The sequence below is a fragment of the Archangium sp. genome (assembly GCF_036389735.1).
In the GTDB taxonomy this organism is placed as follows: Bacteria; Myxococcota; Myxococcia; order Myxococcales; family Myxococcaceae; genus Archangium.
Map to the genome: position 1 here is coordinate 1 of NZ_DASVWK010000584.1, position 12,382 is coordinate 12,382.

Consider the following 12,382-nt stretch of genomic DNA (forward strand, 5'->3'; position numbering starts at 1 on the left):
GAGCCCGGACGGGAAGTGGATCTCCTTCGTGAGTGACCGGGAGGGGCGGGTGCGGGTGTTCGTGGTGAAACCGGACGGGACGGGGTTGCGGGCGGTGTCGGGGAGCGCGGTGAAGGGGGAGGAGCGGGAGCCGGCGTGGAGCCCGGACGGGCAGAAGCTGGCCTTCGTGGCGAAGGGGGAGGGCGAGAAGGCGCGCATCTGGGTGGCGAGTGTGGCGGGTGGGGAGCCGGTGGCGCTGACGGACGGCAAGAGCGTGGATGACCAGCCGGCATGGAGCCCGGATGGGAAGTACCTGGTGTTTCCGTCGGACCGCACGGGGGACGTGGAGCTGTTCCTGATGAGGGCGGACGGGAGCGGGCAGACGCAGTTGACGAAGTCGAAGGGCGCGGACTGGCTGCCGCGCTGGTTCGTGTCCAAGGGCACCTGAACTCCCAGGGGACGTGCCCCCCCTCGGAGCCCTCTACCGGGCCAACCGCTGGAAGCGCTCCATGAAGCGCCGGTCGATGGCGTCCTTCAGCCGCCACACGGCGCGGCCATGGAAGGCCAGTCCCTTCCAGGCGCCCACCGCCGTTCCGTCCCCCGCGTTGAGCAGCGAGAGGAACCCCGATTGGGCCCGGTAGGGCCGCGGCGTGCCCGTGCCCGTGAGGAAGGCGCGCAGGTTGTCTCGCAGCACCGGCCCCTGCCTCACCGCGTACACGCCGGCCTTCGGTACGTGCTGTCCGCTGACGAAGCCCGCGCAGTCTCCCGCCGCGAAGAGGCCCGGGTGCGAGGCACTCTCCAGCGTGTCCCGCACCGCGAGGTAGCCCCCCGCGTCCACCGCCGCGCCGCTCGTCGCGAAGAGCTCCGGGGCCCGCGCTCCCGTTGCCCAGACGCACGTGCCGAAGGGGAGGCGCTCCCCCGACTCCAGGTGCGCCACGCCCGCCTCCAGCGCCGTCACCCGGGACTCCAGGCGCGAGGTGAGGCCCCGGCGCTCCAACACTCCGCGCACCGCACGTGCGGCCGCGCCAGAGGCACCTCGGGGCACGTGCCCGCCGTCCTCGAGCAGCACCGTGGGCCGGCCCGTGCGCGCCTGGAGGCACAGCGCCACCTCCACGCCCGCCGCGCCTCCGCCCACCACCAGCACCGGGCCCGTCTCCCGGGCCGACAGGAGCCGCGGCAGGGCCCGCTCCAGTGGCTTGAGGGCCACCGCGTGCGCTCGCACCCCCGGCACCGTGTCGCCCGCCGGCAGCGAGCCGATGTCGAAGCTCGCCGCGTCGTACGCCAGCGTCCGGCCATCTCCCAGCCGCAGCTCGCGCCGCGCCACGTCCAGGCCCGCGGCGCCACTCGGCTCCAGCCGCGCTCCGGCCGCTCGCGCCAGCCCCTCCAGGTCGAAGCTCAGCGCCTCCAGCGCGTACTGCCCCGCCAGGTAGCCCGGCACCATGCCGCTGTAGAGCTGCGTGGGCCCCAGGGACACCAGCACCGTCTCGACGCCCGGCCAGCGGGCCTGGGCCAGGGCCTCCAGCACGAAGAGGTGCGCATGGCCGGGGCCGACCAGGACGAGGCGTCTCACGGCGCACCACCCCAGCCCGCGGGAGACGGGACTACACGATGACCCGGCGCTGGACGGGGGGCCGATTCGCCGCGAGCACCCCACCGAGCGCGGCGCCGATGAACAGGCCGACCTCGGAGATGGCCACGGCGAGACCGACGGCCACACCGGCGAGCAGCCCGAGGATGGGCAGGTCCGCGAGGGTGAGCAGCATCCAGAGTCCCACGGCGACGAGGGCCGCGGGCAGCACGGCGGCGGTGAGGGCCCGGCGGACGGTGCCCACCTTGTAGCCGCCGACGAGCCCCCCGACGAAGCCGTTGAGGAGGGGAACGAAGAAGAGGGCCAGGCAGATGAGGACCATCCACAAGGAGCCCGCGACGATACCGCTGCGGCGCTCCGGGGGAAGGCGCGTGAAAGGGGGGCCATGGCCTCGCTCCCCCACGTCGAGCTGCACGGGCTCTCTGTCTCGGGTCGTCACGTGTCGCTCCATGGACACCACCTCCTCTCCCCAAGGATGGGACGGAGGAGGGCGCGATGCCCGACGCGTGGCCGGGAGCGGTGGGGCCCAGACCTGGCGACCCACCGAGTCCTCGCCAGGCCGCTCGCTCGGGCGCTATGGAGGGATGCTGCCCGGGTGCAGGGTGAGGACGAGCCCCAGCCCGGAGGCGGCGCCCGCGTTGCGGGGCAGGTAGCTCCGGGAGCCCTCGATGGAGAGGGTGAAGGTGTCCGCCGCCGCGCCGGAGTGGACGTAGACGAAGAGGCCCGTGGCGCTGGTGGCGTCCTGGCGGGCGCTCTGGAAGTCCGCGGCGGGGTAGTAGATGCGCGAGGAGAGTTCTCCGCGGTCGGGCACGACGCGGGCACCAGCCACGGGAGCGCCGGAGGCATCCACGACCCGGCCGAGGATGAAGCCGGCGTTGCTCAGCGTGCGGGCCCGGTCGGCGGTGTGTGCGCGGATGGCCGAGTCCCCGACGGCGCGGGTGAGGGCGTCGTGGAAGGAGACGGGCACGGCCCAGACGCGGGCGCCGATGATGTCGGTGCGCGGCCGGGTGCGGGTGAAGGCGGTGTCGAAGAGGACGGTGGAGCTGCGCACGAACCCCGCGTGCTCCAGGGTGGCGGCGAGGCTCAGGTTCACCGTGCGCACGAACACGTCGGACACGGAGAACTCACCACCGGAGCCCAGGGAGCCGTTGCCCAACACCGACTCCGGGTCGCTCACCCCGACGCGCAGGGGCTCCTCGATGGTGAGGGCGAGGCCCTCGAGCGAGGGAACCGCCTGGCCCTGGGCTTCGAGCAGGCGGGTGGCCTCGGGGAAGACCTCGGCGTGGCCGGCGACGGTGATGGCCAGGTGGTCGGTGTCCACCGTCTGGCTGTCACTGCGGTCGACGCCAGGATCCGGCTCCACCGCGGGGCCACAGGCAACCGGGCCGAGCCCGAGGAGAGCACAGCAGAGGAGGAATCTCGGACGCATCATGTCTGCGCGCCAAGATCTCCACGCTCCGGCGCGACGGCAATCCACCCTCGGGCCCTAGACGTCCCCTGGGTGACGGAACACCCGGTGTCCCAAGTGCTCACGGGTGGAAACACCAAGGGCCGCCCCCCTCCTTATAAGGAAGAGAGCGGCCCTCGGAGTCACGACTCGCGGGAGGTCAGGACCTACTTACGACCACCACGGCCCCAGCCGTTGCCGTTGCCGTTGCCACCACCGTTGCCATTGCCGCCGCTGTTGTTGCCGCCGCCGCCGCTGTTGCCATTGCCGTTGCTGTTACCATTGCCGTTACCGCCGCCATTGCCCCAGCCGCCGCCATTGCCGTTACCGCCGCCGTTGCTGGGCGGAGGAGGCGGAGGAGGCGTGTTGTTGCCGCCGCCGCTGTTGCCACCACCATTGCCCCAGCCGCCGCCATTGCCGTTACCGCCGCCGTTGCTGGGCGGAGGAGGCGGAGGAGGCGTGTTGTTGCCGCCGCCGTTGCCATTGCCGTTACCGCCGCCGTTGCCCCAGCCGCCGCCATTGCCGTTACCGCCGCCGTTGCTGGGCGGAGGAGGCGGAGGAGGCGTGTTGTTGCCATTGCCGTTGCCGCCGCCGTTGCCCCAGCCGCCGCCATTGCCGCGAGGAGGCTTGTCGCCATTGTCCCAGTCGCGGCCAGGCTTGCCAGGCTTGCCGGGCTTGCCAGGGTTGCCAGGGTTGTTGGTGTGGCCGGGCGGGTTGCCCCAGCCGCCCTGGCCGGGCGGAGTGCCGCCGTGGCCCGGAGGCGTGCCGCCGTGGCCCGGAGGCGCGTTACCACCGCCCGTGGGAGGAGGAGGCGGGTTGCCCCAGCCGCCGCCGTTGTTGGGCGGGGTGTTGTTGGAAGGAGGAGGCGGGTTGCCCCAGCCGCCGCCGTTGCCGGTGCTCACCGGGGGCTTGGTGCCGTAGCCCGTCCCCGGAGGGGGGGGCGGCCGCTGGGAGTTGCCCCAGCCACCGTTGTTGTTGGAAGGAGGCGGGTTGCCCCAGCCCCCATTGTCCACGGGCGTGGCCTCGTGCGAGTTGCCACCGCGGGGCGGCGCGGGCGGCCGGTAGTTGCTGTAGACGTACACCGAGCGCCCGTTGTCCCAGCGGTACGTGCTGCCATGGTGCGCGTAGGGGAAGTAGTCGTGGTTGTGCCGGCCGCGCATGTAGCAGGTGCCGCCGCCGTGCACCGGGTGGTAGTCGAGGTACCAGACCACCCTCGGGCCCTGGTAGACGTACACCTCGTTGGAGTACGTGTACGCGTTGATGTCCTCGGGCGCGTAGCCGTGGACATGGTTGTAGGACTCGGTGCACCAGCCACCGTACGGGTCCGGGTGGGAGCCCGTGTAGCGGTACTCGTAGACGCTGGTGTTGGAGGCGTAGGTGCTGCCCGGCTGGTGGTAGTGGGCGACACAGCCGGTCCCCATCATCAGGGCGACGGGGACGGTGAGGGCAAGAAGGCGACGCATGGGGGTTCTCCGGGGCCGGCGACGGGGCCGGGACTCTGCGTATTTCATCACGACGACGACACGGAAGCAGACGGGCGGGCTGGAAGAAAATTCATCCCCCTGTTTCCCGCCCTTCCCAGAAGGATCCCCTACTCGCGGCTCCTGATAAAGAGGGGGGGTAGGAGGCGCGGCGCGCCCGAGGGCCCTTCTGCCCCGGATGCCGCGGGGGAGCAGAGCCATGGCCGTGACGGATTCCAGGAGTGGGGGGACGGGGGCGAACTGTGCGATCCACCCGATGTCGGGGGCCACGGGCACCTGCGAGCGGTGTGGCAACTTCATGTGCGAGGTGTGCAGCCAGCGGGGGCAGCTCCTGCTCTGCCCCGCCTGCCGCGCGCGCTCCGGCACCCTGGACTTCCCCCTGCGGCGGGACACCTGGAACTTCAGCGCCCTGTGGGACTACTGCTTCGAGACCTTCAAGCGCGACTGGGTGATGCTCTCGGTGGCGGCGCTCGTGTCGTCGGCCGTGGGCATGATGGCCAACCTCAGCGGCAACGTCGTCTCCTCCGCCATGCAGGGCCAGGGCGCGGACTCCCTCGCGCTCACCGGCGTCCTGCTGCTCTTCACCATCCTCCTGCAGGTGGTGGTGCAGGGGACGATGGCGCTCGGGATGCTGCGGGTGGTCTTCGATGTGCTCGAGGGGGGAGGCGTGGACGTCGCGCGGGTCTTCTCCCAGTTCCCCAAGGTGGGGCGCTACCTGGTGACGGTGCTCCTCACGAGCGTGCTGCTGCTGCTGCCCCTGGTGCTGCTCTTCCTCGTCCTGTCGTTCATCGGGCTGGCGGCGGCGGGCCTGTCCGTGAGCGAGCTCGCCGGAGGGCAGGCACTCGAGTCGATGGGACCCACCCTGGCGGGCGTCTTCGTCGTGGCGGGCCTCGTCACCCTCATCCCCGCCATCTACTTCGGCCTGCCGCTCTACCTGCTCCAGGCGGAGCTCACCTTCAACGAGGACGTCTCGCCGATGCAGGCCCTGCGCAACTGCTATGCGCTGGCTCGCGGTGAGCGCTCGTCCATCTTCGGCGTCAGCTTCGTGGCGGGCCTGTTGGTCTTCGCCGGCGTGCTGGCCTGTTGCGTGGGCGCCATCCCGGCCATCGCCATGGGGCAGCTCCTGGTGGGCGGCCTCTACCTGGCGCTGCGCAACGGCTCCGAGCTGGAGTAGCGCCCCGGGCCGGCTAGTGCACCATGCGCTCGGACGAGCCCGAGCGCGGGGTGTGCGCCTTGCCCAGGCAGGTGAGGATGTGCTCGCGGTACTCGGCCGCGTCGCGCAGGCCGCACACCATCCACCGGCCGCCGATGACGAGCGTGGGCACGCCGCGTACGCCCCGGCTGGCGGCCATGGAGTGCTCGTCGAGGATGAGCTTGCGCGTGTCGTCCGAGTGGAACGCCGCCGAGAAGGGGCCCATGTTCAGGCCCACGCGGCTGGCCAGCTCGAAGATGACGTCCGTGCGCGTCACGTTCACACCCTGCTCCAACGCCGCGCGCTGCATGGCACGCGCGAGATGGTTTCTCGCCGAGGGGCCCTGGAGCCGCGCCGCCTCCAGCGCCGCCAGCGCGGGGATGCTGGTGCGCGGGGCGTCTCCGCCCTGCCACAGCTCGGTGATCAGCAGCTTGGCCACCGGCTCCGGTTCCTGCTGGGCCCGGCGCACCTCCTCCGTCAGTCCCCGGAGCTCCTTGTCCGTGGGCCGCTTGTCGTTGATGCGCAGCGGGTAGGGCCGCACGCGCCAACGGATGAGATCGCCGAACTCCTGTTTCAGGGATTCCAGCCGCAAATCAGTGAGGTAGCACCAGGCGCACAACACATCCTGGTAGACGGTGATCTGCAGGGGCTTGGGCAGGGGCTTCATGGGAGCGGCCCGGAGATTACGAAGTCGGCACTCCCGCTGCCAATCCCCTCCGTCATGGGAAATTCGAGCCCATTCCCAGGAGGGCCGAGCAAGGGGCTTGTCCGCCTGCCTGCTCTTGTGATGGCGCCGCGAGTCACCCCACCTGGCGCTGGCCCCCGGCCGCGGCCCGCGCCTCGGCGAAGGCGAGCGCATGGTCGATCATCGCCCCGGCGATGTCGTGCTTCGTGGCGCGCTCCAGGCCCTCGAAGCCGGGGCTGGAGTTGAGCTCCATCAGCCGGGGCCCCGCGTGGCCCTCGAGCATGTCCACCCCGGCGATCTCCAGGCCCAGCAGGTGCGCGGCCTTCACCGCCACCTCGATATAGGCGGGGGGCAGCTCCACCGGGCTGCCCTCGCCGCCGCGGTGGATGTTGGAGCGGAACTCGCCCTTCTTCGCCCGCCGCCGCATGGCGCCCACCACCTTCTGGCCCACCACCAGGGCGCGCACGTCCCGGCCCTTGCTCTCCGCGACGAACTCCTGGAGCACCACCTCCTGCCCCAGGTCCCAGAAGGTGTTGACGATGGTCTGGAGCTCCTGGAGCGTGTGGGCGATCATCACCCCCACCCCCTGGGTGCCGCGCAACAGCTTGATGATGACGGGCAGCCCGCCTACCTCCTCCACGAGCTTGCGCACGTTGCTGCGGTCATGCGCCATCACCGTCCGGGGCACGTCCAGCCCGGCGCTGCACAGCAACTGGAGGGCGCGCAGCTTGTCGCGGCTCTGGGAGATGGCCTGGGCGCCGTTGAGCACCGGCACTCCCATCATCTCGAAGTGGGTCACCACCGCCAGGCCGTAGCCGGTGATGGAGGCGCCGATGCGCGGAATCACCACGTCCACGCCCTTGACGTCCACGCCACGGTAGAGCATCCGCGGGGTGCCCGGGGCCAGCAGCATGGTGCAGCGCAGGGTGTCCAGCACCAGGGGCCGGTGCCCGCGTCGTTTGATCTCCTCCACCATGCGCCGGGTGGAGTACAGGGAGCGCTTGCGCGAGAGGATGACCACCCGCTTCTTCACCGGGGGACGGCGGGGGGCCGCCGGGAGCGCGAGCGAGGAGTCAGGCGGAGGCGGCTCGCCGGGGCGCGCGGAGGCCTTCGGGCGGACCTTGGCGGACGCCTTCTTGGACGAGACCTTCTTGGGAGGCATGGAAGGGGGGCGAGCCTACCACGGGCGCAGGCGGGGGACGTCAGCCGTGTTTGCTATCATCCAGTCGTGATGAGCACTAAGGAACCGCACCCGGACGACATCCTCACCAACCCGGGGGAGGACGGTCTGGACTCCATCCTCGTGCCCCCGGAGGGTGGGGCGGGCTCTGGCACCGAGGTGCTGGTGCTGGAGCAGCGCGCCACGCTCAAGCTGCGCCGCTGTCGCGTCCAGGTGTCGGCCGGGCCGGACGAGGGCAAGTCCCTGGTGTCCGACAAGGAGCGGCTGCGCTGTGGCGCCCACCCCACCAATGACCTGGTGCTCGCCGAGGACCGCGCCGTCAGCCGCCACCACTTCGAGATCATCACCACCGAGCGGGGCTGGCTGCTGGTGGATCTCAACTCCACCAACGGCACCTTCCTGGACGGCCGGCGGATTGAACGGGCCTACCTGTCGGCCGGGGCGCAGATTCGCGCGGGCTCCTCCACGGTGACGTTCGCGCCGCTCGACGAGGAGGTCACGGTCGAGCCGGACCGCGAGGGCGAGCTGTGCGGGCTGGTGGGGCAGAGCGTGAAGATGCGGCAGGTCTTCGCCCTCATCAAGAAGATCGCCCCCATGGACGTGTCCGTCATCATCGGGGGCGAGACGGGCACGGGCAAGGAGCTGGTGGCGCGCGCCATCCACGAGCTGAGCGGCCGCAAGAAGGGCCCGCTGGTGGTGCTGGACTGCGGCGCCATTCCGCCCAACCTCATCGAGAGCGAGCTGTTCGGCCACGAGAAGGGCTCCTTCACCGGGGCCATGACGGAGCGGCCGGGGGCCTTCGAGCGGGCGCACGGGGGCACCATCTTCCTGGACGAGCTGGGCGAGCTGCGCTTGGACCTCCAGCCCAAGCTGCTGCGCGTGCTGGAGAACCGCGAGGTGCGGCGCGTGGGTGGCAACGACACCCTCGAGGTGGACTGCCGCGTCATCGCCGCCACCAACCGCGATCTGCCCAAGGAGATCGCCGCGGGCAACTTCCGCGAGGACCTCTTCTTCCGCCTGTCCGTCATCAACCTCCAGCTGCCGCCGCTGCGCCAGCGCCGCGAGGACATCCCCCACATCCTCAAGCGGGCCCTGGCCGAGCCCGAGGTGATGGCGCGCCACGGCCGCAAGCGGATCTCCCCCGAGGCCCTCTCGCTGCTGATGGCCTACGGGTGGCCGGGCAACGTGCGCGAGCTGATGAACGTGCTCTCCCACGTGCTCGCCTTCAGCGACGGCGAGGAGGTGCTGCCCGACAACCTGCCGCCCCGCGTCCGGGGCCAGGCGCGCGAGGGGCCGCTGCCCTTCAACGAGCACCTCACCTTCAAGGACGCCAAGGAGCAGCTGCTGGAGAACTTCGAGCGCGAGTACGTCACCAGCGTCCTCGCCCGCTGCGAGGGCAACCTCTCGCGCGCCGCCCGGGAGAGCGGCCTGCACCGCAAGTCCATCGAGCGTCTGGTGAAGAAGTACCAGCTCGACGCCAAGGGCATGAAGCCCCGCTGACGCGGCGCGTCATCGGCGGGCTCGTCCAGTTGACCGATGGGCACGGGGGCGGGGGGGTGAAACAACCACATGTATGGATACCGAGGAATCCCCCCTCTCGGCGCAATCCGGTCAGGCGGCCGTGGAGTCTGCGTTGACGCTGCCGCTCCTCGTGTTCCTGATCCTTGGCACCCTTCAACTCTTCATGATGTTGCAGGGCCGGATCATGGCCGAGTACGCGGCCTTCCAGGCGGTGCGGGCCGGCAGCCGGCAGCATGGTGACTGCACGCCGATGATCCACGCGGCCATGGCGGGGCTGCTGCCCACCGTGGAGCCCTTCGTGAGGCCAGGTGGAGGCTCACCGGGGGAGATGCTGGCCTCGGCCTGGGCGTCACGCCTGGGGGCGGATGTGCGCCGCGCGCCAGTGCCGCGCTACCTGCCGGGCAAGGACCGGGGCAATGACGGGCCCGTCTTCTGGCTGGTGCGCGAGTCTCCGCGGGCCGCCACCTTGAACGAGAAGGAGGACCTGGACTTCGACACCCCCTCGGGGGATGGCTCCAGCGCCAAGCGCCTGGAGGTGCGCCTCATCTATTGGTACCGGCTGCGCATCCCCTTCGCGGACTGGGTGATGAGCCGGATGATCCTCGCCCACCTGGGGTTGAAGGACTACAACGCCGTCAACCCGCTCATCGTGACGGACAAGGACGCGGGCTGGACGAAGAGCCCCGAGCAGGTCGTCAACCTGGACATGCTGGTGCGCGACGAGCTGGTCAACCAGGTGCTGGCGGGCCACTACGTCTTCCCCATCCAGGCCACGTACGGCATGCGGATGATGACGCCCGCGCGCAAGGTCTTCTTCGAGAAGCAGAACTGCGAACCCACCCCGGAGGGCCTGTGATGAAACGCCGTGGACAGACCCTGGTCGTCTTCGCGCTCACCCTGCTGCTGCTGGTGTTGATGGTGACGATGACGCTCTCCATCGGCATGAAGGCGCGCGAGAAGATCGAGTTGCAGACGGTGGCGGACGCCGCCGCCTACTCCAACGCGGGGGCCACCGCGCGCACCTTCAACAGCATCTCCATCATGAACCGGGCGTTCGTGGGCAACATGGTGGCCATGGCCGGCGTGGAGAGCCTCATCTCCTGGAGCAGCTACTACCGCGCCTCGCTCCATGGGGTGAGCCAGGCCTACAACCTGCCCCTGGCGTACTACGCGGCCATCGTCCTGGCGCAGTGCCCCGTCGCCGGGCCCCAGTGCGTGTGCGCCACCCAGGCCGTGGCGGACATCACCGAGGCGAAGAACAAGTTCGAGAAGCTGGACCAGGACATCGCCAAGAAGTGGGATGCGCTGGACCGCAAGGCCGGCAAGGAGGCCCTCGGGCTCCAGATCGGCTCCATCTCCGACGAGCAGAACGCCCTCTACACCCAGCTCGAGAAGGACCTGCTGGAGGCCCAGCTGGCCAGCAGCATCGTCAAGGAGGCCAACAAGGGGGGCCGCTTCGGCGAGGATCTGGTGGCGCTGTCCACCGAGGCGTTCAAGACGGTCGTCAGGCAGGAGGTCGCCGGCGGGGAGAACTGCGGCAGCCAGGGCGCCGCCTGCACGCGCCGCGACGCGGGCCACAAGCTGCACTTCGTCTACGCGGCCATGGGCAGCCGCGGCTACAGCTTCGTCACCGGGCGTGGTGGGGCCGCGAACTTCGTCTTCGACAAGCTCAAGGGCGAGATGCCGGAGCGGGACACGCTCGACATCTACACCAACACGGGCAGTGGCTACTTCCCGCCCGAGGGCGCGAAGACGCACTCCAAGACGGTCGACGCCACCGAGGCGTGGGCGGACGACCATGGCACCATCGCCCTCACCTTCAACCGGGGCATGGCGCCGTGCACTCCCTCCTTCAAGGGGCTCTCCGCTCCCGAGGCGCACGTGCGCAGCACCCACATGGCGGATACGGGTGACCAGCACCAGTGGACGGGCGGCCAGGACAGCGAGGCCCCGGAAGATGTCCACACCATGGGGGTGTGCACGCTGTGCCCCGGCATGTGGCCGGCGCACATGGATTACAACTACAAGAACGTGGCGGAATCCGGCAACAACTGGGGCCAGCCCAAGCTCTACTCCGTCATCCAGCGCGACTACAACCGGCCGGAGATGCACCCGGACCCGTGGAACCTCATGTTCCGCTTCCGTTTCTCCCCCTCGAGTGACGGCGTCACCTTCGACAACCGGGGCATCCAGCTGACCAACGGCCTGGACATCTCCAAGGCCACGGCGCTCTCGGCGGGCATCGCCTACTACAAGCGCGCGGGCCCCTACTGGCGCGAGCCGCCCAACTTCCTCAATCCCTTCTGGCGCGCCACGCTGGTGTCGGCCCAGGTGGACCTCCAGGGCCGCGACGACATCGAGAACGTGTTGAAGGAGTCCGCGCCCTTCTCCGCCGACGTCTACAAGGCGCTCAGTGACAAGGGGTACTCGGCATGGTGAGGGCTCGCGAGGCACGGCGGCACGGCCAGGCGATGGTGGAGATGGCGCTCGGGCTGCTCCTCTTCGTCACCGTGCTCATCTTCGGCATCCACTTCGCCGAGGTGGGCTACCTGACGCTCAAGGTGCAGGAGGCGGCCACCAGCGCCCTGTGGGACACCACCAGCGCGAAGATGCATGAGCTGCCGGGCAACTTCAAACACCTGGAGAACGCCATCTCCAAGGCCGGGCAGCACGCCACCGAGCGCTACGAGGACTTCGACGGGCGCACCTCGCAGCACGGTCGGCCGAAGATCGTCCAGGTCTTCACCTCGGCCGAGGGCTTGAGCGTCACCTGCGAGGAGGAGAAGAAGATTTCCTTCAAGCCCAGCTCGTCCACCAACAGCGTCTACGAGAACACGGGCGGCATGCGCTGCTCGTCCAAGGCGGAACTCATGCCCATGCGCATCCCGGAACACTTCCTGGACAAGGGCAAGGGCAACAACGGCAACGGCAATGGCGGCGGCGGCGGCGCCATCTTCGACGTGCCCCACTACGTGATTGGCGCCATCCCCGTGTGCGGCATCGGTCGTGCGCAGCAGGGCAACGGCAAGTGCCGGGGCGCCTACGGCATCCTCCTGGACGACTGGGGACTGGCCGGCGGTGAGGAGTCGCGGGAGTGCGAGGTGCTGGATGACGACGGCTGCGACAACCAGGCCTATTACCGTTCCACCAAGATCGTCTACGACGACCACAACACGGCGAATGGCTCCGCGGAGAACCTGGCCAAGGAGGTCGTGGGTACGGTGCCCATCAGCGCGGGCAAGTTCTGGATGAGCTTCCGGGGCATGGACAGCTCGTTCCAGGAGAAGGAGAACGGCGGCGACCAGGACC

12 protein-coding genes are annotated in these 12,382 nt (G+C 70.0%); 6 read left to right on the forward strand and 6 right to left on the reverse strand.

The window, feature by feature from the left end:
- On the forward strand, positions 1–427 hold a 427-nt coding region (locus VF794_RS20465), incomplete at its 5' end, for a TolB family protein (protein ID WP_331112926.1).
- A gap of 33 nt (positions 428–460) precedes the next feature.
- Here the strand turns inward: VF794_RS20465 and VF794_RS20470 are convergent.
- The 4 genes from VF794_RS20470 to VF794_RS20485 form a co-directional block, all read right to left on the reverse strand.
- Positions 461–1,549 (reverse strand): FAD-dependent oxidoreductase, encoded by a 1,089-nt coding sequence (locus VF794_RS20470; protein WP_331112928.1) that lies wholly within the window; start codon positions 1,547–1,549, stop codon positions 461–463.
- Between the two features lie 31 nt (positions 1,550–1,580).
- On the reverse strand, positions 1,581–2,006 hold the full coding sequence (locus VF794_RS20475; RefSeq protein WP_331112930.1) for a hypothetical protein: 426 nt from the start codon (positions 2,004–2,006) through the stop codon (positions 1,581–1,583).
- Between the two features lie 135 nt (positions 2,007–2,141).
- Positions 2,142–2,999 (reverse strand): carboxypeptidase regulatory-like domain-containing protein, encoded by an 858-nt coding sequence (locus VF794_RS20480; RefSeq protein WP_331112931.1) that lies wholly within the window; start codon positions 2,997–2,999, stop codon positions 2,142–2,144.
- 182 nt (positions 3,000–3,181) lie between these two features.
- A complete protein-coding gene (locus tag VF794_RS20485) occupies positions 3,182–4,477 on the reverse strand; it encodes a hypothetical protein (protein WP_331112933.1) in 1,296 nt (431 codons plus the stop codon).
- Positions 4,478–4,694: 217 nt separating this feature from the next.
- Between VF794_RS20485 and VF794_RS20490 the strand changes: the two genes are divergently transcribed.
- Entirely contained in the window at positions 4,695–5,669 is a 975-nt protein-coding gene (locus tag VF794_RS20490) for a hypothetical protein (protein ID WP_331112935.1), read from the forward strand.
- A gap of 13 nt (positions 5,670–5,682) precedes the next feature.
- On the opposite strand, the gene VF794_RS20495 is transcribed toward VF794_RS20490, so the two are convergent.
- Positions 5,683–6,354 carry a DsbA family oxidoreductase gene (locus VF794_RS20495; protein WP_331112937.1) on the reverse strand — a complete coding sequence of 224 codons (672 nt, stop codon included), beginning with the start codon at positions 6,352–6,354 and terminating at the stop codon, positions 5,683–5,685.
- A 133-nt stretch (positions 6,355–6,487) separates the two neighbouring features.
- Entirely contained in the window at positions 6,488–7,534 is a 1,047-nt protein-coding gene (locus tag VF794_RS20500; RefSeq protein ID WP_331112939.1) for a RimK family alpha-L-glutamate ligase, read from the reverse strand.
- Positions 7,535–7,603: 69 nt separating this feature from the next.
- On the opposite strand from VF794_RS20500, the gene VF794_RS20505 reads away from it, so the two are divergent.
- The 4 genes from VF794_RS20505 to VF794_RS20520 all read left to right on the forward strand — a co-directional run.
- Complete coding sequence (locus tag VF794_RS20505; RefSeq protein WP_331112941.1) at positions 7,604–9,052, forward strand: sigma 54-interacting transcriptional regulator; 1,449 nt, start codon at positions 7,604–7,606, stop codon at positions 9,050–9,052.
- 73 nt (positions 9,053–9,125) lie between these two features.
- The gene (locus VF794_RS20510) at positions 9,126–9,929 is read left to right on the forward strand and encodes a TadE family protein (protein WP_331112943.1); all 804 of its coding nucleotides are present in this window, start codon (positions 9,126–9,128) and stop codon (positions 9,927–9,929) included.
- Positions 9,929–11,512, forward strand: a complete 1,584-nt coding sequence (locus VF794_RS20515; RefSeq protein ID WP_331112945.1) for a pilus assembly protein TadG-related protein — start codon at positions 9,929–9,931, stop codon at positions 11,510–11,512. The genes VF794_RS20510 and VF794_RS20515 overlap by 1 nt, the downstream gene beginning before the upstream one ends.
- Positions 11,506–12,382 (forward strand): TadE family protein (locus tag VF794_RS20520; RefSeq protein WP_331112947.1); only part of this gene is annotated, 877 nt, incomplete at its 3' end. The genes VF794_RS20515 and VF794_RS20520, both read left to right, overlap by 7 nt.